The organism is Variovorax sp. (assembly GCF_965279555.1).
GTDB lineage: Bacteria > Pseudomonadota > Gammaproteobacteria > Burkholderiales > Burkholderiaceae_C > Variovorax.
This window is the reverse complement of record NZ_OZ257247.1, coordinates 5,098,457-5,117,530: the sequence shown is the minus strand read 5'-3', so window position 1 is coordinate 5,117,530 and position 19,074 is coordinate 5,098,457. Positions and strand designations below refer to the sequence as shown.

The 19,074-nt window shown below is 67.9% G+C and carries 18 protein-coding genes; 4 read left to right on the top strand and 14 right to left on the bottom strand.

Annotation, left to right across the window (positions count from 1 at the left end):
- Positions 1-28 precede the first annotated feature (28 nt).
- The 5 genes from minE to ACQY8B_RS23910 form a co-directional block, all read right to left on the bottom strand.
- Positions 29-307, bottom strand: a complete 279-nt coding sequence (minE, locus tag ACQY8B_RS23930; protein WP_081269713.1) for a cell division topological specificity factor MinE — start codon at positions 305-307, stop codon at positions 29-31.
- A 3-nt stretch (positions 308-310) separates the two neighbouring features.
- Complete coding sequence (minD, locus tag ACQY8B_RS23925; RefSeq protein ID WP_422088989.1) at positions 311-1,126, bottom strand: septum site-determining protein MinD; 816 nt, start codon at positions 1,124-1,126, stop codon at positions 311-313.
- 141 nt (positions 1,127-1,267) lie between these two features.
- Positions 1,268-2,038 carry a septum site-determining protein MinC gene (gene minC, locus ACQY8B_RS23920; protein WP_422088988.1) on the bottom strand — a complete coding sequence of 257 codons (771 nt, stop codon included), beginning with the start codon at positions 2,036-2,038 and terminating at the stop codon, positions 1,268-1,270.
- Positions 2,039-2,137: 99 nt separating this feature from the next.
- Positions 2,138-3,421 carry a solute carrier family 23 protein gene (locus ACQY8B_RS23915; RefSeq protein ID WP_422088987.1) on the bottom strand — a complete coding sequence of 428 codons (1,284 nt, stop codon included), beginning with the start codon at positions 3,419-3,421 and terminating at the stop codon, positions 2,138-2,140.
- Between the two features lie 135 nt (positions 3,422-3,556).
- On the bottom strand, positions 3,557-3,979 hold the full coding sequence (locus ACQY8B_RS23910; RefSeq protein WP_081267295.1) for a hotdog fold thioesterase: 423 nt from the start codon (positions 3,977-3,979) through the stop codon (positions 3,557-3,559).
- 87 nt (positions 3,980-4,066) lie between these two features.
- Between ACQY8B_RS23910 and ACQY8B_RS23905 the strand changes: the two genes are divergently transcribed.
- Complete coding sequence (locus tag ACQY8B_RS23905; protein ID WP_422088986.1) at positions 4,067-5,398, top strand: hypothetical protein; 1,332 nt, start codon at positions 4,067-4,069, stop codon at positions 5,396-5,398.
- Positions 5,399-5,403: 5 nt separating this feature from the next.
- Here the strand turns inward: ACQY8B_RS23905 and ACQY8B_RS23900 are convergent, their stop codons facing one another.
- Complete coding sequence (locus ACQY8B_RS23900; RefSeq protein WP_422088985.1) at positions 5,404-6,186, bottom strand: crotonase/enoyl-CoA hydratase family protein; 783 nt, start codon at positions 6,184-6,186, stop codon at positions 5,404-5,406.
- 101 nt (positions 6,187-6,287) lie between these two features.
- Here ACQY8B_RS23900 and ACQY8B_RS23895 point away from each other — a divergent pair, with 101 nt between their 5' ends.
- Positions 6,288-7,070 (top strand): PaaX family transcriptional regulator, encoded by a 783-nt coding sequence (locus ACQY8B_RS23895; RefSeq protein WP_422088984.1) that lies wholly within the window; start codon positions 6,288-6,290, stop codon positions 7,068-7,070.
- Positions 7,071-7,074: 4 nt separating this feature from the next.
- Here the strand turns inward: ACQY8B_RS23895 and ACQY8B_RS23890 are convergent, their stop codons facing one another.
- The 3 genes from ACQY8B_RS23890 to ACQY8B_RS23880 are packed head-to-tail and all read right to left on the bottom strand — an operon-like array spanning position 7,075 to position 10,223.
- The gene (locus ACQY8B_RS23890; protein WP_422088983.1) at positions 7,075-8,337 is read right to left on the bottom strand and encodes an amidohydrolase family protein; all 1,263 of its coding nucleotides are present in this window, start codon (positions 8,335-8,337) and stop codon (positions 7,075-7,077) included.
- Entirely contained in the window at positions 8,334-8,843 is a 510-nt protein-coding gene (locus ACQY8B_RS23885) for a GAF domain-containing protein (RefSeq protein WP_093057076.1), read from the bottom strand. Before ACQY8B_RS23885 ends, ACQY8B_RS23890 begins: the two co-directional genes overlap by 4 nt.
- Before the next feature lie 12 nt (positions 8,844-8,855).
- Positions 8,856-10,223 carry an MFS transporter gene (locus tag ACQY8B_RS23880; RefSeq protein WP_422088982.1) on the bottom strand — a complete coding sequence of 456 codons (1,368 nt, stop codon included), beginning with the start codon at positions 10,221-10,223 and terminating at the stop codon, positions 8,856-8,858.
- 127 nt (positions 10,224-10,350) lie between these two features.
- On the opposite strand from ACQY8B_RS23880, the gene ACQY8B_RS23875 reads away from it, so the two are divergent.
- The gene (locus tag ACQY8B_RS23875; protein ID WP_422088981.1) at positions 10,351-11,265 is read left to right on the top strand and encodes a LysR substrate-binding domain-containing protein; all 915 of its coding nucleotides are present in this window, start codon (positions 10,351-10,353) and stop codon (positions 11,263-11,265) included.
- 25 nt (positions 11,266-11,290) lie between these two features.
- Here ACQY8B_RS23875 and ACQY8B_RS23870 read toward each other — a convergent pair whose 3' ends face one another.
- From ACQY8B_RS23870 to ACQY8B_RS23855, 4 genes are all read right to left on the bottom strand, one after another.
- The gene (locus ACQY8B_RS23870) at positions 11,291-13,105 is read right to left on the bottom strand and encodes a feruloyl-CoA synthase (RefSeq protein WP_422088980.1); all 1,815 of its coding nucleotides are present in this window, start codon (positions 13,103-13,105) and stop codon (positions 11,291-11,293) included.
- Positions 13,106-13,239: 134 nt separating this feature from the next.
- Positions 13,240-14,187, bottom strand: coding sequence for a 3-hydroxyacyl-CoA dehydrogenase NAD-binding domain-containing protein (locus ACQY8B_RS23865; RefSeq protein ID WP_422088979.1), 948 nt, complete (start codon positions 14,185-14,187; stop codon positions 13,240-13,242).
- Positions 14,184-15,392, bottom strand: coding sequence for an ABC transporter substrate-binding protein (locus ACQY8B_RS23860; RefSeq protein WP_422088978.1), 1,209 nt, complete (start codon positions 15,390-15,392; stop codon positions 14,184-14,186). The genes ACQY8B_RS23865 and ACQY8B_RS23860 overlap by 4 nt, the downstream gene beginning before the upstream one ends.
- Before the next feature lie 39 nt (positions 15,393-15,431).
- A complete protein-coding gene (locus tag ACQY8B_RS23855) occupies positions 15,432-16,352 on the bottom strand; it encodes a 3-keto-5-aminohexanoate cleavage protein (RefSeq protein ID WP_422088977.1) in 921 nt (306 codons plus the stop codon).
- Positions 16,353-16,474: 122 nt separating this feature from the next.
- On the opposite strand from ACQY8B_RS23855, the gene ACQY8B_RS23850 reads away from it, so the two are divergent.
- Positions 16,475-17,185 (top strand): Crp/Fnr family transcriptional regulator, encoded by a 711-nt coding sequence (locus tag ACQY8B_RS23850; RefSeq protein ID WP_422088976.1) that lies wholly within the window; start codon positions 16,475-16,477, stop codon positions 17,183-17,185.
- Positions 17,186-17,231: 46 nt separating this feature from the next.
- Here the strand turns inward: ACQY8B_RS23850 and ACQY8B_RS23845 are convergent, their stop codons facing one another.
- The gene (locus ACQY8B_RS23845; RefSeq protein ID WP_422088975.1) at positions 17,232-19,043 is read right to left on the bottom strand and encodes an NAD(P)/FAD-dependent oxidoreductase; all 1,812 of its coding nucleotides are present in this window, start codon (positions 19,041-19,043) and stop codon (positions 17,232-17,234) included.
- Positions 19,044-19,074: the final 31 nt, after the last annotated feature.

Below are 19,074 nucleotides of genomic sequence, written 5' to 3'. Positions count from 1 at the left end.
CGGTGCCGGTCCGGATCCGTGGGCCCGCTCAGCGCGCGGGCGCCGGCGCAGGGTCGGGCAGCTCGATCTTGATGTCGAGCACTTCGAGGTTGTCCTGGGTCTCCAGGTGCACCTTGATGTCTTCCGCGTTGATCGACACGTACTTGGAAATCACCGCCACCAGCTCGCGCTGGAGTTCGGGCAGATAGTCGGGCCGCTTCTTGCCGCTTAGGCTGGACCGCTCGTGCGCGAGGATGATCTGCAGCCGCTCTTTCGCGACGCTGGCAGTCTTCTTCTTTTCGCCCAGCAGGAACGAGAGAAAGGACATGGCCTACTTGCCTCCGAAAATCCGCTTGAAGAAGCCCGGCTTCTCGGCGTCGACGAAGCGCATCGGCTTCTCTTCGCCCAGGAAGCGCGCCACCACGTCGCTGTAGGCCTGCGCCACGTCGGTTTCCTTGTCGTGGATCGCCGGCACGCCCTGGTTGGAGGCGTGCAGCACGCTCTCCGACTCGGGGATCACGCCGATCAGCTTGATGCGCAGGATGTCCTGGATGTCTTCCAGCGACAGCATCTGCCCGCCCGCCACCCGGTTCGGGTTGTAGCGGGTGATCAGCAGGTGTTCCTTGATGGGGTCGCCGCCGTCCTTGGCGCGCTTGGTCTTGCTGCTGAGCATGCCCAGGATGCGGTCCGAGTCGCGCACCGAGGACACCTCGGGGTTGGTGACGACCAGCGCCTCGTCGGCGAAGTGCATCGCCATCATGGCGCCGGTCTCGATGCCCGCGGGCGAGTCGCAGACGATGTACTCGAAGTCCATCGCGGCGAGGTCGGTCAGCACCTTCTCGACGCCCTCCTGCGTGAGCGCTTCCTTGTCGCGCGTCTGCGAGGCGGCCAGCACGAACAGGTTGTCGCACTGCTTGTCCTTGATGAGTGCCTGGCTCAGGTTGGCTTCGCCCTGGATGACGTTGATCAGGTCGTACACCACGCGGCGTTCGCAGCCCATGATCAGGTCCAGATTGCGCAGGCCCACGTCGAAGTCGATCACCGCCGTCTTCTTGCCCGCGAGCGCCAGGCCCGATGCGAAGCTGGCGCTCGTGGTCGTCTTGCCGACGCCGCCCTTGCCCGAAGTCACCACCACAATTTTGGCCATGGCCATTCCTTCTTGTTTCGATTCAGTTGTTGGTTGTGCGAGATGCGGCCGCCGCCGGGCCGCCCCAAGGCGAGCCGCGCCTCCCCCTCGGGGGGTGGCGAACGACACGCAGCGAAGCGGAGTGCAAAGCCGGGGGGCGCATCAGATGGGGTCGATCGCTATTTTTTTGCCGTCCAGGCGAACCTGGGCCGATTTTCCCAGCACCGAGTCGGGCAGCGCCACTTCGTTGGTCCGGTAGATGCCGGCGATGGCCACCAACTGGGCTTCCATGCAGGTCGAGAAGATCCGGGCCTCGGTGTTACCGCGCGCGCCGGCAATGGCCTTGCCGCGCAGCGGCGCGTACACGTGCACGTTGCCGTCGGCGATGACCTCGGCGCCGAAGCTCACCACCGCCGTCACCACCACGTCGCCGCCACGGGCGTAGACCTGCTGGCCAGAACGCAGCGGCTTGTCGATCAGGAGCGTGCCGTTGGCCGGCACCGGCACCTCGCGCACGATCTGCGGGGCTTCGGACGCGGGTGGCTCCGCCGGCGGGGCGGGAGCGCGCGGCGCCGGAGCAGCAGGCATGGCCGCCACCGACAGGCCGGCGGCGCGCGCCGCGGCGTGCTGGGCGGCATTGCCGCCGCGCACCGCGATGGGCTGGGTCTGGTGGCGCGCCAGCAGGCTGCGCAGGGCGGCAAAGTCGATGTCGCCGGCGGCCTCGCCGCTCTCGCCCTGTGCTTCCTGCAGCAGCGAGAGGTCGATCACCACCGGCTCCTGCTCGAAGAAATCGGGCGAATCCGCCAACTGGGCGTCGAGCGCCTCGGCCAGCACGTCCAGGTCGGACGTCTTGAGGATCACTGCGATCAGCGGCAGCGTGGCGCTCTTGAATTCGAAAACCGCCTTGGTGCGCGCGGCGGAGACATCGGCCATTGGAAAACGTCGGTGCGAAAAGCGTTGGAGTCTAACGGGCGCCGGCCAAACCCGGGTGACCGGGCGTTACACCCGGCCCCCGGTCCACGCTTCGTCCGCTCAGTTCTTCGTGCGGCCCAGCAGGGCGTACAGGATGATCGCGCCGAAGGTGGCGGTCCCGATGCCGCCCAGGGCGAAGTCGCCGAACTTCAGCGTGAAGTCGCCGGTGCCGATGATCAGCGTGATGGCCGCCACGATCAGGTTCTTGTTCTGCGAGAAGTCGACCTTGTTGTCGACCCAGATCTTGGCGCCGGCAATGGCGATCAGGCCGAACACCACGATGCTCACGCCGCCCATCACCGGCAGCGGAATCGCCTGGATCAGCGCGCCGAACTTGGGGCTGAAGCCCAGCACCAACGCAATGAGCGCCGCCACCACGAACACCGCGGTGGAGTAGATGCGCGTGGCGGCCATCACGCCGATGTTCTCGGCGTAAGTGGTGACGCCAGTGCCGCCGGCGCTGCCGCTCACCACCGTGGCGATGCCGTCGCCGATGAAGGCGCGGCCCATGTAGGCGTCCAGGTTGCGGCCGGTCATGGCCGTCACCGCCTTCAGGTGGCCGAGGTTTTCCGCCACCAGGATGATCGCCACCGGGGCGATCAGCAGCATCGCGTTGGCCGTGAACACCGGCGCGGTGAAGGTCGGCAGTCCGACCCAGGCCGCGTTGGCGATGCCGCTCAGGTCCACCGGCTTGCCCAGCCCCATGCCGTTGGTCAACACGGCGTAGACCAGCGTGGCCAGGATCAGCCCGACCAGGATCAGCAGGCGCTGCAGCATGCCGCGCGTGAACACCGCCACCAGCCCGACGCACAGGAAGGTCACGGCCTGCATCCACGAATCGAAGTTGCTGGCCGCCATGTTCTTGATCGGCACGCTCGCCAGGTTAAGCCCGATCACCGCCACCACCGCACCGGTCACCACCGGCGGCATGAAGCGCTCGATCCAGCCCGTGCCGATGGCCTGCACCAGCGCCCCGATCAGGATGTAGACCACCCCGCAGGCCACGATGCCCCCCAGCGCCACCGCGATGTTGGCGTTGGGCCCCTTGCCCGCGTAGCCGCTGGCCGCGATCACCACGCCGATGAAGGCGAAGCTGGAGCCCAGGTAGCTGGGCACCTTGCCGCCGGTCACGAAATAGAAGATGAGCGTGCCGATGCCGCTCATCAGGATCGCGATGTTGGGGCTGAAGCCCATCAGGATCGGCGCCAGCACCGTGGCGCCGAACATGGCGATGACGTGCTGCACGCCCATTGCGCCGGTCTGCAGCCAGGGCAGCCGCTCGTCGGGCGCGATGACCGCGCCGTTGGCCAGTGCGGACGCGGGCCGTTCAGTCCAGTTGAACATTCTTCTATCTCCTCTTGTTGGGTGTGGTGCTCGGTGGCCGGTACGTCCCGGCTTTCCCGGGGCGTGATTGTGGGTGATGAACCCCCGCCTGAACACCGGCACGCACCCTGCGCCGGAGAAAGAAAACCGCCGTCCTCAGCGCGGCTGCAGCACCGCCATCGTGATGCGCGAGACGCAGGTCAGTTCGCCCGCCTCGTTGGTCAGGTCGATCTGCCAGACCTGCGTGGTGCGGCCCCGGTGCACCGGCCGCGCCGTGCCGATCACCCAGCCGCTGGTGACGGAGCGGATGTGGTTCGCGTTGATGTCCAGCCCCACCGCGCGGTCGCCTTCGGGGGCGGAATAGTGGGCGCCGCAGGAGCCCAGCGTCTCGGCCAGCACCACCGACACGCCGCCGTGCAGGATGCCGTAGGGCTGGCGGGTGCGCTCGTCGACCGGGCAGCGGGCGCGGATGAAATCGTCGCCCACCTCCAGGAACTCCATGCCCAGCGTGGAGACGGCAGTCCCGACGTGGTTGCGGGTCAGCTCCTCGACGGAGATCTCTTTTTTCCAGATACGCATTCGGTTCTTCTTTCCTGAAATAGGTGGCTAAAACTATAGCGACGGCGGCTGACATCGGCAGTCGCCTTTGCGTGTTAACTTGGATCGATGAAGCACCCTGTCCGCCGCTGGCTCCTCGGCATTGCCGCCGTCCTGGTGATCGGCGTGGGCGCCCTGGTGCTGGTGGTGCGCTCGAAGCTCCCCACCGACGAAGAGGTGGCCGCGAAGATCGCCGAGGGCTTCGAGCAGCGCTTCGGCGTGCCGCTGAAGGTCGGCAGCGCCCGTTGGTCGCTGTTGCCGATGCCCATGCTGGTGTTGTCCGACGTCGCCACCGGGCAGCCTCGGCCCATCACCCTGCGGCAGGTCACGCTGCGGCTCAAGCTGGCACCGCTGCTGCACCGCGTCATTGCGCTGGACGACGTCGAGATCGAAAGCCTGGTGCTGCCCAGCGCGTCGGTGCGGGCCTTTCGCGGCAAGGGCCCCAAGCCCGTCGAGGGCGCGGCGCCCGTGGCACTGCCGGCACCCTGGACCCTGGCACCGGTGCCCGTGGAACGGGTGCGCTGGCGCGACCTGAGCTGGATCGACCGGCGCGACATTGCGCTGGCCTACGACGGCGACATCGTCTTCGACCCCCAGTGGCGCCCGCGCCAGGCCCGCGTGGAGCGCGCCGGCCTGGCATCGCCCTTGCCACCTGCGCGCCTGCGGCTGGACCGTGAAGCGGGGCAGGACCGCTGGCGCACACGCATCGACGTGGGCGGCGGCACCTTGAACGGCGTCGCGCGCTTCGAGACCCTGGCCAACGGCAAGCTGCGCGTGTCGGCCGAGCTCGACCCGCGCCAGGTCGACATCGAAAGCCTGGTGCAGGCCTTCGATCGCCGCACCTCGGTGGCCGGCAAGGTCTCCGGCCACTCGACGCTGGTGGCCGAGGCGGGCAGCGCCGAAGAGGTCAGCGCGCTGGTCCGCAACCTGCACACCCGCACCACCTTCTCCGTGCAGCCCGCCACGCTCACCAAGCTGGACGTGGCCAAGGCAGTGAGCACCGCCGGCATCAGCCGTGGCGGACGCACGCCGCTGGACGAGCTCACGGGCACGCTCGACACCCAGGGCACCGATAACGGCGTGGTGCTGCAGTACTCCAACCTCAAGGCCAGGTCGGGCGTGCTCACCGCGAGCGGCAGCCTGAAGCTGTTCAACCGCAAGCTCGACGGCGAGATCGCGGTGGACCTGGTCGACGGCGTGGTCGGCGTGCCGCTCAAGATAGGCGGCACCGTGAGCGACCCCGAGCTCTCGCTGACCGGCGCCGCGCTCACCGGCGCGGCCATCGGCAGCGCGGTGCTGCCGGGCGTGGGCACGGCCATCGGGGCGCGGGTGGGGCAGCAGGTGGAGAAGATGTTCGGCGGGAGCAAGCCGAAGCCGAACAAGCCCGCACCCAGGCGCTGAGGGCTTCAGCGCCCGAACTCGCCGTGGCGGCCCGCGCCGCCGGCAAAACGCGCGGCGCCGGTTTCGCCCTCGGCAAAGACCATCGGCACGCCTTGGGCGCCTTCGCGGCGCAGCGCTTCGGCCAGCGGCATGTCCCACTGCCCGTAGGCGGAGCGGCGGTCGGCCAGCATGCATTGCTGCGGAAAGGCGGCGAGCTGGTGGGCCAGTTCCTGCGCGGCGGCCAGCGCGCCGCCGGGCGGCGTCACGCGGTTGACCAGGCCCATCGCCAGCGCCTCGGCCGCGCCCACCGGACGGCCCGAAAGAATCATGTCGAGCGCCCGCCCCATGCCCACGATGCGCGGCAGCCGAACCGTGCCGCCGTCGATCAGCGGCACGCCCCAGCGGCGGCAGAACACGCCGAACACCGCGTCGTCGTCGGCCACGCGCAGATCGGCCAGCAGCGCGAGTTCGAGGCCGCCCGCCACCGCATAGCCGTTCACCGCCGCGATGAGCGGCTTCGACAGCGCCATGCGCGTCGGCCCCATCGGCCCGCTGCCGCCGCCTTCGGGGTCGAGCTCGTTGCGCCGGGCCGGGTCGCCCACGGCCGAGAGGTCGGCGCCTGCGCAGAAGTTGCCGCCCGCGCCGGTCAGCACCGCGACGCGCAGCGCGTCGTCGGCCTCGAAGCGCTCGAAGGCCTGGTGCAGTTCGGCGGCCACGACACCGTCGACCGCGTTGCGCTTTTCCGGGCGGTTCAGCGTGATGGTGCAGACCGTGCGGTCCACGTCGTACGTCACGTACTGCATGGCCATGTGTGCATCCTTTCGGGCTAAATTACATTAGCGATCGCTCGGCTGCATCCTAGGAAATATTTCTCTCTTTCGCAATTATGGACAAAGTATGTAATGTGCCGGTGGCCATCCCCAGCGCGCCGGAGCTGATCCTCGACCTGCTGGTGGCCGACGGCGGCACGCTGAGTTCGCAGGCGCTGTGCCGCGCGGGCGAGCTCATGGGCATCGGCGAGTCGACGCTGCGCGTGGGCCTCACGCGGCTCGCGGCCGAGGGCAAGATCGCGCGCGGCGAGCGAGGCAGCTACGCGATCAACCGCAAGGGCCCTGCGCTGTCGCGCGCAGTCGATGACTGGCGGCACAAGCAGGCGCAGACCGTCGCATGGCACGGTGACTGGCTCGCCGTGCATGACGCCGGCGTGCCGCGCGCCGACAAGACGGCCTGGCGCCACCACGCCCTGGCGCTGTCGCTGCGCGGCTTTGCGGCGCTGCGGCCGGGGCTGCACATCCGCCCCGACAACCTCGCGGGCGGGCTGGAGGGCGAGCGTGTGCAGCTTGCGGCCCTGGGGCTCTCGTCCAGCGCGCTGGTGTTCCGGCTGGCCGACCTGGACGATGCCGCGCAGGCCGCCGCGCGCAAGCTGTGGAACGTGCGCGTCCTGACGGCCGATTGCCGCCGCCTGCAGACGGGCCTGGAACGCAGCGAGAAGCGGCTGCGCACCCAGAGGCTCGAAGTGGCGACGCGCGAGTCGCTGCTGCTGGGGCGCGCCGTGATCGCGCACCTCATCCGCGATCCGCTGCTGCCGGCCGAACTCATGTCGCCCGAGCCGCGCGCCGAGCTGCTCGCCGCCACCCGCCGCTACCAGGACAAGGCACTGGTCCTCTGGCGCAAGTGGCTGGCGCTGCCGTAGCCCTTCAGTGGACGGTGCCCAGTTCGTCGAACTGCACCACGCCTTCCTTCATGACCAGCGGAATGCGCTCGCCCTGGCCCAGCAGGCAGCCGACGTCGCGCAGCGGGTTGCCGTCCACCACCAGGATGTCGGCCAGCGCGCCCGGCACCAACCGGCCAAGGCGGTCGCTCATGCCCAGCACCTCGGCCGCGACCGTCGTTGCGCTGGCAATGGCTTCGGCCGGCGACAGCACCTCGGCGCGCAGGCGGAACTCGTCGCTCTGCAGGCGCTGCGATTCGCCCAGCAGGTCGGAGCCGTAGCCCATCTTCACGCCGGCCGCCTTGTAGATTTCCAGCGAGCGCAGGCCGGCCTCGCGCACGCTGGCCACCTTGGCCACGCTTTCCGTCGGCAGCCCGAAGCTCTCGCCCTCGTTGGCCAGTGCGTCATAGGTGACGAGCGTTGGCACTACGTAGGCACCGAGCTGCGCCATTAGTTCGGCCGTGGGGGCGTCGACAAGGTTGCCATGCTCGATGGTGCGCACGCCGCAGCGCACGGCCCGCGCGATGGCTTCGGCGGTGTAGGCATGCGCCATCACATAGGTGCCGCGCCCGCGAGCCTCTTCGACGATGGCGCGGATCTCGTCCTCGCTGTAGCCGAAGGCGCCCACCGGGTCGGTCGGCGAGGCCACGCCGCCGGAGGCCATGATCTTGATCTGGTCCGCGCCCATCTGCAGCTCTTCGCGGACGGCACGGCGCACCGCGTCCACGCCGTCGACCACGCGCGCCAGCGCACCGACGCGCACGCAGGTGGCACACGCTCCGTCGTTGCTCATCAGGTAGTCGGAGCGCGCGCGCATGTCGCCGTGCCCGCCGGTCTGGCTCAGCGCGCGGCCGGAGACGAACAGGCGAGGCCCTTGGGCCAGCCCCGATTCCACCGCCTGCTTGAACGCGAAGCCCGCGCCGCCCGCGTCGCGCACCGTGGTGAAGCCACGGCGCAGCATGCCGCGCAGCATGGGCACGCTGCGCAGCGTGATGAGCACGTTGGGCATATGCACCTGGCGAGAAAGATTGAGCTCCACCGCGATCACATGCACGTGCAGGTCGATGAGGCCGGGCATCACCGTCTTGCCCTTCACGTCGATCGTGCGCGCCGAGGCGCTGCTGCTGATCGGCTTGTCGGAGACCTCGCGGACCACGCCGTCTTCGACCAGGACGTGGTGGTCTTCCAGCAATTCGGGGCGCTGCGGGTCGAGCAGGTTGGCGTTCCTGAAAAGCACAGTGTTCGTCATGCCATGGACTCCTTGGTCTGTTGCGCCATCACGGCCGGCAGCGCCAGTTGCGCGAACACGCGCGCGAGTTCGACGTGCCCGGTGTCGTACCAGTTTTCCTCGTGCAGCATGTTGAGAGTGCCCAGCGTCTCGCCGCGCCAGCGCAGCGGAATGTTCAGCACGCTGCGGCAGCCCAGCGAAACGATGAGTTCGTGGTCGTAGAACACGTCGCGCAGGTCGTCGGCATTGCGGCCGATGTAGGGCAGGCCGCGCTGCATCACCTGCTGCATCCACGGCGAATCGGTGATCGGCTTGCGCCCGCCCACCGGGTAGGCCTCGCGCATGTTGGTGTAGATGCGTTCCGACTCGCGCGCCTCGCGGTGGTGCACCAGGATGGTGAAGAGCCTGTGGCCGATGGTCGCGGCCACCGCCTTCTCGAGTGCGTCGAAGGTGGCCTGGGGTTGTTGCGTGTCGGCGTGCGCGCGCGCGACGGCCGACAGCGATTCATCGAGAAGCTTGGGTTGCATGGAGGCTCCGAGTCAGGAAAGTTCGGCTGCCGCAATGTCTTCCAGCGACCGGCCGCGCGTCGGGATGCCCATGAAGGTGACGGCCGCCGCGCCCAGCAGCAGCACCGCCGTCGTCATGCCGAACACACCCGCGAAGCCCAGCGCCGGATAGATGAAGCCGACCAGGATCGGCGCCGTGATGCCGCCGATGCGCCCGATGGCCGACGCCAGGCCGGAGCCGGTCGCGCGCACCTGCGTCGGAAAAACCTCCGGCGTGTAGGCGTAGACGCCCGCATAGGTGCCGTTCATGAAGAAGGACAGCAGCACGCCCGCCGCCATGATCTGCCCGTCGCTGTGCGTGAAGGCCAGGCCCAGCGCGGAGAGCCCGCCCAGCAGCATGTAGCTCACGATGGTGGCCTGCCGGCCGATCTTCTCGTTGAGCCACGCGGCCGAGAAGTAGCCCGGAATCTGCGCGAGGTAGATCACCAGCGAGTAGCCGAAGCTCTTGGTGATGGTCATGCCGTTCTGGATCAACAGGCTCGGAATCCAGGTGAAGAACGAGTAGTAGCTGAAGGTGATCGCCAGCCACATCAGCCAGGTCATGGTGCTGATGCGGATGAGCTTGGCGGAGACCAGCGTGGCGTAGTTCTTCAGCAGGCTGCCGCGGCTGTTGCTGGGCGGCGGCGCGGCCACGTCTTCCGCGTTGAGCGCGGGCAGCGCAAGGCCGCGCTGCGCGGCGTCGGCCTCCATGGCGTCCACGATGGTCCCGGCCTCGGCCTGCCGCCCCTGGCTTTCCAGCCAGCGCGGCGACTCGGGAAGCGCGCGGCGCCACCACAGCAGCAGCAGCACCGGCATCGCGGTGATGAAGATGACGATGCGCCATCCTTGCGGGTGCGCCGGCACGATGAAGTAGCCCAGCAGCGCCGCCGCCACGAAGCCGAACGAGAAGAAGCCCGCCAGCGCGCCGGTGAAGGTGCCCCGGTAGCGGCGCGCCACGAACTCCGACAGATAGGGCGCGATGATCGCGCTTTCGGCGCCGGCGCCGAAGCCGGCCACGATGCGCAGCCCGAGGAACACCGTCCAGCTGTCGACCATGCCGCTGAAGAGCGACGCCACGCAGTAGATCGCCAGCGCCGACATCATCACCACGCGCCGCCCGAACAGGTCGCCGCAGGTGCCGGATGCGAGCGCACCGAAGAAGAAGCCGATGAAGTTCGCGCTGGCCAGCACGCCGATCTGCACGCTGCTGAGCCCCCATTCGGTGCGCAGCACCGGCAGCACGAAGGCGATCACCGCGGCGTCCATTGCGTCGAAGGTGTAGCCCAGTCCTCCCATGAGGAGCAGGCGCCGATGGAAACCGGAGAACGGCAGGCGCTCGATGCGGGCCGACAGCATGGTCATGTGAATCCCTCGACTTCGGTGGTGCAGAGAAGCGGCAGATCGTAGGATCGGGAGGGATATCACGACAAATTTATATGCGTGATTGTGTTTATTGATCCAGTGAATGAATGGATGGAGAGGACGCGCGATGAACTACCGCAATGCCGACCTCAACCTGCTGAAGGTGTTCGAGGCCCTCATGACCGAGGGCAACGTCACGCGCGCGGCCAGCAAGCTGTCATTGACGCAGCCCGCGGTCAGCAACGCGCTGCGCCGGCTGCGCGACACCTTCGACGATCCGCTCTTCGTGCGCAGCGGCGTGGGCGTCAACCCGACGCGGCGCGCCATCGACCTGTGGGAGCCGCTGTCTCAGTCGCTGCACGCGATCCGCGCGACGATGGATGTCGAGCAGTTCGACGCGCTGCGCAGCACCGCGAGCGTGAGCATCGCCATGTCCGACTACGTGGCCTCCATCGTGGTGCCGCGGCTGGCGCAAAGGCTGGGCAAGGTCGCACCTTCGATGCAGGTCCATGCCATTCCGAACACGCTGGTCGACTTCGGCCCGGTGCTGGCCGACAACAAGGCCGATTTCGCGATCAGCGTCTACAACGAGGAAGTGCGGCGGCCGGCGTTCCTCAAGTCACGGGCGCTGTGGTCGCCCGATTTCGTCTGCATCATGCGTGCCGGCCATCCGTTGGCGCGCGCCGAAAGGATTCCGCTGAAGAAGTTTCTTGCCGCACGCCATGTGGATGTGAGCCTGGTCGGCAAGACCACGCCGACCTACGACCTGTTCCTGCGCAGCCGGGGACTGCAGCGCAACCTGGTCGCAACGGTGAACCACTACGGCGCGGCATACGAAGTGGTGCGCCGCTCCGACCTGATCGCGGTGCTGCCATGGTCCGAGAAGTTCGAGCCTCCGCGCCTGACCGGCTTGCGCAAGCTGCCCGTGCCGCTGGAGGCGCCGCCGCGCATCATCGAGCTGTTCTGGCACCAGCGCAACGAGACCTCGGGGCTGCACCGCTGGCTGAAGAACACGCTGCTGGAGCTGTTCGAGCAGGCCTGAGCATTTGCCGGCCCTCGCCGGGCAATCAGGCGTCGAGCCGTACCACCTGCGTATCGCCCGCAGGTACGCGAGCGTGCAGCCGTTCCACCTCGGCCGCGCGCCGCGTCAGCACCGCGCGCTGGTTGATGTAGCCCTTGTCGGTGATCTCGCCCGCATCGAGGCTCGGCGGCTCCGCCAGCACCAGCGCGCAGGCCGGGCACTGCGAGGAGCCCGCGCCCTCGTCGCGCAGCGAACGCAGTACGCCGGCGATGCGCTCGCCCATGGCCTCCGGCGGCAGCGCGGCGCCTTGCGGGCTCGCGAATACCAGCATGCCGATCTCGTCGCGGTCGTGGCCTGTGAGCACCACGTCCTGCGCATGCGGCGCGAGCATCGACACCAGCTTCACGCGCAGCGTGCCCACCGACACCCAAGTGCCGCTGGAGAGCTTGAAGTCTTCCGCCACGCGGCCGTTGAAGATCACGCCGTGCGCGGGCTGCGCCGGGTTCGCGAGATAGCCGGCGTCGCCGATGCGGTAGTAGCCTTCTGCGTCGAAGGCATCGGCGGTTTCACGCGGCGCGTCGCGATAGCCGGGGAACACCGAGACACCCTTGACGCGCATCTCCAGCTTCTCGCCGTTGGGCACGAACTTCAGCTCCAGCCCAGGCAGCGGCGCGCCGATGCAGCCGGCCCCGTCGAGCTTCCAGTGTGCGGAGGTGATGGCGGGCGAAGTCTCCGTCGCGCCCCACGAGGTGGTGAGCCACAACGGCCGCGTGGGCCGCACGCGCTTCGCCACGGCTTCGAGCCGCTGCCATGTGGAAGGCGCGAGCGCCGCCGCCGCGTAGAACGCGAGCCGCAGCCGCGAGAAAACCTCGGCCGCCAGCGCGTCGTCGGCTTCGAGAAAAGGCAGCAGCATGTCGAAGCCGCGCGGCACGTTGAAAAGCAGCGTGGGCTTCACCTCGCGCAGGTTGTGCAAGGTCTTATCGATCAGGCCCGGCGCGGGCCGGCCCTCGTCGATATGGAGCGCGCCGCCGTGGCACAGCACCATGTGCAGGTTGTGGTTGCCGCCGAAGGTGTGGCTCCAGGGCAGCCAGTCGACCAGCACCGGCGTCTCTTGCGCGAGGAAGCGCCAGGTCTGCGCCATCATCTGCTGGTTGGCGCACAGCATGCGGTGCGTGTTGATGACCACCTTGGGCTTGCCGGTGGAGCCGGAGGTCAGCAGGTACTTGGCGTGCGTGTCGGGCAGCACATTGGCGAAGGCCTGCATGACGGCGGGTGTTTCCTGCACCGCGAGCAACTGTTCGAACGCGATCGAGCCCGGATGCGCATCGGCATTGCGGCTGAACACCGTGACCGCATCCAAGCCGCAGCCAGCGAGCGAGCCGCCATAGACCCTGGCGTCCGATGCATAGATGAGTGCCGGCTTCAGCGCCTGCAGCATGCCGTGCAGCCGCGACGGTTCTTTGGCCATGCGCGAGTAGGCGCTGGAGAGCGAGCAAGCGGTGCGGCCCACGTGCATGGCCGCGAGCATCAGCACCGCATGGTCGATGGCGTTGTCCGAGAGGATCACGACCGGTTGGGTTGCCGGCAGCTTCATGTCGAGCAGCGCCTGCGCGACGGAGCCCACGGCCTGTCGCAATGCACGGTAGTCGAGCTTGCGCCAGCCTTCGCCGGTTTCGTCGCGCTCTGCAAGCGCCAGCGCGTCGGGTGTCTCGCGCGCCCAGCGTTCTATCCATTCACCGATACAGCGCGCATAGGGCTTCAGCGCCACCGGCGAGCGCAGCGCGAACGAGCCGTCGTCGAAGTCGATGCGTACCGTGCGGGGTGGGGCGATCAGGTTTTCGTCGTTGAGGAAGTCGGTCATTTTTTTGTTCCGGGTTTTGTTCGGGGTGCGTGCACAGGGCACCGGGTACTCCCCTCCGCGAATGTCCCCCGTCGGCGTGAGCGCGCCCCGAACAAGCCGCTCACAGCACGACAAGAGCCAAGCAAGGCCTCGACCTATTCAAGCTTGCCGCTATCGGCCTTCGCGCGAATCAGGTTCAACAGCAGGGTGTCGCGCGCCGCTTCGAGGTCCGCCGTGCGGCGCTGGCCCAGCTCCTCGTCCACACCTTCCTTCACCTTCTGCTTCAGCTCCGCCGTCATCGACGGCGCGCCCAGGTCCTTCCACCAGTCCTCGATCGGGCCGCCCAGATGCGCCAGCACATGCTCGATGCCGCCCGCGCCACCCGACAGGTGCAGGTTCATGAACGGTCCCATCACCGCCCAGCGCAAGCCGGGGCCGTGCGCAATGGCCGTGTCGATGTCGGCCACGCTCGCCACGCCTTCATTGACCAGGTGAAAGGCCTCACGCCACAACGCAGCCTGCAACCGGTTCGCGATGTGGCCCTTGACCTCGCGCTTCACGTGGATCGGCCGCTTGCCGATGGCCGCATAGAACGCCATCGTGCGTTCGATGGCCTCGGCCGAAGTTTGCTCGCCGCCGATCACCTCCACCAGCGGAATCAGGTGTGGCGGGTTGAACGGATGCCCCAGCACCACGCGCTGCGGATGCGCGCAGCCCGACTGCACGCCGCTGATCGCCAGGCCCGATGAACTCGACGCAAGGATGGTCTCCGGCGGCGCCGCTGCGTCCATGCGGCGGAACAGGTCGATCTTGAAATCCATGCGCTCGGGGCCGTTCTCCTGCACGAAGTCGGCCACCGACACGGCGTCTTCCAGGCTGTCGTGAAAGCGCAGCCGGTCGACCGAAGCACCCGGCGCCAGGCCGAAGCGCTCCAGCGTGGGCCAGTGCTGCGCCACCGCCGCGCGCAGCCGCTCTTCGGCACCGGGCGACGGATCGGTCGCGTTCACGTCCAGGCCATGCGCCAGAAAGTACGCGGCCCAGCTTGCACCGATCACGCCGGTGCCGACCACCGCCGCGCGCTTCACGTCCAGGAATGTGCTCATGTCGATTTCCACCGCGTGCAGCGGCTCTCCGCCTTGGTCGTCCATGCGGCCTCGCCGCGGATCGGCTCGACCACCTTGTAATAGTCCCACGGCTCCTTCGACTCGGCCGGTGTCTTCACCTGCATCAGGTGCATGTCGTGCACCATCAGCCCGTCGTCGCGCAGCCAGCCGCCCTTGACGAACATGTCGTTGAACTTCGTCTTGCGCAGTTGCGCCATCACCTTGTCGGCATCGTCGCTGCCCGCGGCCTTCACCGCCTGCAGGTACTGCAGCGCGGCAGAGTAGTCACCGGCATGGAAAGAGGAGGGCATGCGCTTGTGCTTGTCGAAGAAGCGGCGCGACCACTCGCGCGACTCGGGGCTCTGGTTCCAGTACCAGCTGTCGGTGAGGTACATGCCCTGCGATGTCTTCAGGCCCAGCGCATGCACGTCGTTGATGGTGATGATCATGCCCGCCAGCAACATGTTCTTGCCAAGGCCGAACTCCGCCGCCGATTTGATGGCGTTCACCGTGTCGCCGCCCGCGTTGGCGAGAGCCAGCACCTGCGCCTTCGAGTTCTGTGCCTGCAGCATGAAGGACGAGAAATCGCTCGCGCCCAGCGGGTGCTTGACCGAACCCGCCACCGTGCCGCCGCTGGCCAGCACGGTCTTGGTCGCGTCGTTCTGCAGCGCCGCGCCGAAAGCGTAGTCGGCCGCCACGAAGTACCAGCTCTTGCCGCCGGCCTTGACCACCGCGCTTGCCGTGCCGCGGGCCATGGCCACCGTGTCGTAGGCGTAGTGCACCGTGTAGGGCGAGCAGTACTCGTTGGTGAGGCTCGACGCACCCGAGCCCACCACGAAGTACGGCTTCTTCTTGTCCGCCGCCACGCCGGCCATGGCAATGGCCGCACCCGAGTTGACGCCGCCGATCAGCATGTCGACCTTCTGCACGTCGAACCATTCGCGTGCCTTGGCGGCGGCGATGTCGGGCTTGTTCTGGTGGTCGGCCGTGACCAGCTCGATCTTCTTGCCGCCGATGGCGCCTCCCATGTCCGCGATGGCCATGCGGATGGCCTCGGCGCCGGCCGGACCGTCGTAGTCGCGGTAGATGCCCGACATGTCGCTGATGAAGCCGATGCGGATCACGTCGTCGGACACCTGGGCCGAGGCGCTCGCGGCGAACGCGGTGCCGAGCGCCAGGGCCAGTGCTGTGCGGGATGTGTTCATGTGCTCTTGTCTCCGTTCGTTGTTCTTGTGAGTGCCGGTTCAGCCCAATGCGAACTCGGGCCGCGGCGTGCCTGTGCGCGGCAGGCCCATCATCTGGCGTGCCTCTGCCGGAGTGGCCACTTCCATGTCGAGCTCGCGGATCACCCGCACGATGCGTTCGGTGAGCTGCACGTTGGTGGCCAGCTCGCCCTGGCGGAAGTAGAGGTTGTCTTCCAGGCCCACGCGCGCATGGCCGCCCAGCAGCAGCGCCGCCACGTTGGCTTCGAGCTGCGAGGGGCCGATGCCGCTCACGCAGAAGATGCTGCCCTTGGGCAGGGTGTCGACCATCATCTGCAGGAAGCGCGGCGAGTACGGCATCGCGTTCTGGAAGTTGCGGTGCACGTTCATCACCAGGTTGATGAAGTAGGGCTCGTCGTCGTGGCCTTCGTTGATAAGCGTGGTCGTGTCCTGCAGGATGTGCGTGGGGCTGAACACCTCCCACTCGGGCTTGATGCCGCGCGCCTTCATGCCGGCGGCCAGCTCGCGGCCCCGGGTGATGGGCGTGTCCATCAGGATCTGCTTGCCTTCGAAGCTCAGGTTGAGCGTGGTCGCGTCGAGCGTGCACATCTCGGCGCCGGCATCCATGCCCTTGATGCGTTCTTCCCAGGCAATCTCCCAGCGGTCGCCGGCCAGCGGCTTCACCATGTCGCCGTGCACGCCGCCGCCGGTGGAGTTGTTGATGACGATGTCGCTGCCGCCCGCGCGGATGCGGCTGTTGATGTCGCGGTACACGTCGGCATTGCATGTGGCGCCGTCGTCGGGGCGGCGGGCGTGGATGGCCACCACGCTGGCGCCGGCGTTCCAGCAGCGCAGCACGTCGGCGGCAATCTCCGCGGGCTGGGTGGGGAGGTGGGGGTTCTGCGACTTGTGCGCCATGCCGCCGGTGGGGGCGATGGTCACGATCACTTTGCGCTTCGACATGCGATTTCTCCTGTGGGAAGCGCGCTATTATTTTTGGCTGCCGTCGCCCGGGCAGTCATTGCGATGACATTTGGGATCAGGGTTTACGAGGCGCGGTCCGTCCGCGCAGGAGCTTTCATTTCATGCCCACCACGAAGCCGGCCATCAAGGCGGCATCGCTGACCATCCCCCAGCTGCTGCAAGGCTCGGCCTGGTTCCCGCTGCTCGACGTGGCCGCGGGCGAGCGTGTGCTCGACGAGATGCGCGAGGTCGAGGTGGCGCCCGGTGCCGCGCTGTGCCGGCGCGGCGACACGCCGGCGCACTGGTACGGCACGCTCGAAGGGCTGCTCAAGTGGTCGATCACCTCGAGCGACGGGCGCTCGGTGACGCTGGGCGGGCTGTCGGTGGGCAGCTGGTTCGGCGAGGGCACGCTGCTGCGCGCGCTGCCGCGTTCGGCCGACATCATTGCGCTGCGGCCCAGCCGCGTGGCGCAGCTGCCGCTGGAGACCTTCGAGTGGCTGCACCGCACGCAGCGCGGCTTCGACCATTTCCTGCTGCAGCAGATCAACGAACGGCTGCACTGGTTCATGGGCAGCTATGCGGCGCACCGGCTGCTCGATGCCGACAGCCAGGTGGCGCGCGCGCTGGCCGGGCTGTTCCACCCGTGGCTGCACCCGGGCAGCGAGCCTCACCTGCAGACCTCGCAGGAGGAGATTGCGAACCTGTCGGGCGTGTCGCGCCAGCGCTGCAACGCGGCGCTGAACCGGCTGAAGGAGGCGGGCTTTCTTCGCATCGAGTACGGCGGCATTACCGTGACCGATCTTGAAGGGCTGCGGCGGTTCATCAGCGAATGATGGCTTGGCTCTCTCGCCCGCAAGCGGGAGAGGGGACAACACCAACTCAGCGCGTGTGGTACGACGGCGCCCGCTCGTACACCGGCGTGTCGATCCCTTCCATGCGCGCCTTCAGCTGCAGCGCCAGGAACTGCGAGTAGTGCCGCGACTGGTGCAGGTTGCCGCCGTGGAACCACAGGTTGTCGACCTGCGTCGGCTTCCACATGTTGCGCAGCTCGCCTTCCCATGGGCCCGGATCCTTGGGCGTATCGGAGCCCAGGCCCCAGCATTTGCCGACCTTGTCGGCGATCTCCGGCGAAATCAGGTCGGCGAGCCAGCCGTTCATCGAGCCGTAGCCGGTGGCGTACACCAGCAGGTCGGCCGGCAGCTCGGTGCCATCGGTCAGCGTCACCGAGTGTTCGTTCACCCGCTCGATGTTCACGCCGCTCTTCAGGTGGATGCTGCCGTTGGCCACCAGCTCCGAGGCGCCCACGTCGATGTAGTAGCCCGAGCCGCGCCGCAGGTACTTCATGAACAGGCCCGAGCCGTCGACACCGAAGTCCAGCAGGAAGCCCGCCTTCTCCAGGCGCGCGTACAGGCCGGCGTCGCGCTTCTTCATCTCCTCGTACACCGGGATGTGGAAGGTGTGCATGATCCTGTAGGGCACCGACGCGAAGATCAGGTCGCCCTTGTGGTGGTCGATGCCGTTCTTCACCGCCTGCTCGGAGTAGAGCCCGCCCAGCGCCAGTTCCATCAGCGACTGTGAAGGCGCGATGTGCGTGGACGAGCGCTGGATCATCGTCACGTCGGCGCCGTGCTCCCACAGCGCCGCGCAGATGTCGTGCGCCGAATTGTTCGAGCCCAGCACCACGCACTTCTTGCCCGCGTAGGCCTCGGGCCCCGGATGCTGGCTGGAGTGATGCTGGTCGCCCTTGAAGTTCTCCGCGCCCGCCACCTTCGGCACGTTCGGATAACCCGACACGCCGAGTGCGAACACCAGCTGCTTCGGCCGCAGCACCACCGGCTTGCCTTCGCGCTCCACAGTCACTTCCCAGCGCTGCGTGGCCTCGTCGTAGCGCGCCTTCTTCGCGGTGGTGGAGCTCCAGTAGTTCAGCTCCATGATCTTGGTGTACATCTCCAGCCAGTCGCCGATCTTGTCCTTGGGCGCGAACACCGGCCAGTCGTCGGGGAAGGGCATGTAGGGCAGGTGGTCGTACCAGACCGGGTCATGCAGGCACAGCGACTTGTAGCGCTTGCGCCAGGAGTCGCCAGCCTTCGCGTTGCGCTCCACGATGATGGTCGGCACGCCCAGCCGGCGCAGCCGCGCCCCGAGCGCGATGCCGCCCTGGCCGCCGCCGATGATCACCACCTCGGGCTGCTCGGTGTAGCCCAGCGCAGCCTCTTCGTCGCGGCGCTTCTCGAGCCAGTTCTTGCGGCCCTTGTGCACGCCGTGCTCCGCGCCCTTGACGCGGTTGTCCCCCGTCTTTTCCTCGAAGCCCTTCAGCTCGGTCATGGTGGTGAGCAGCGTCCAGGCCTTGCCGTTGCGAAGCCGCAAGTGGCCACGGCCGCGCGCCACGCGCGTCTCGAAGGTGAACCACGCATCGACCACGCCGTCGGCCTCGGTCGCTTCGCCCTCCAAGGCGAAGGCCGTGGGCTGCGTGTCGGCCAGCCGCGCCTGCAGCATTGCGCGGATGGCGGCCGGCCCTTCCTGCGTGCGGATGTTCCAGGTGAAGGCGACGAGGTCGCGCCAGAAGCTGTCGGGCTCGAAGAGCGCGACGGCTGTGTCGATGTCGCCCTGCGCAAGCGCGGCGGCGAAGTCGGCGAGCCATTGGGAAGCGGCCCGGGTGGGGCCGCTCGAGCTGAGGGTCGGGTCTGTCATTGAATGTCTCCGGAGCGTCGTTGATGAATGA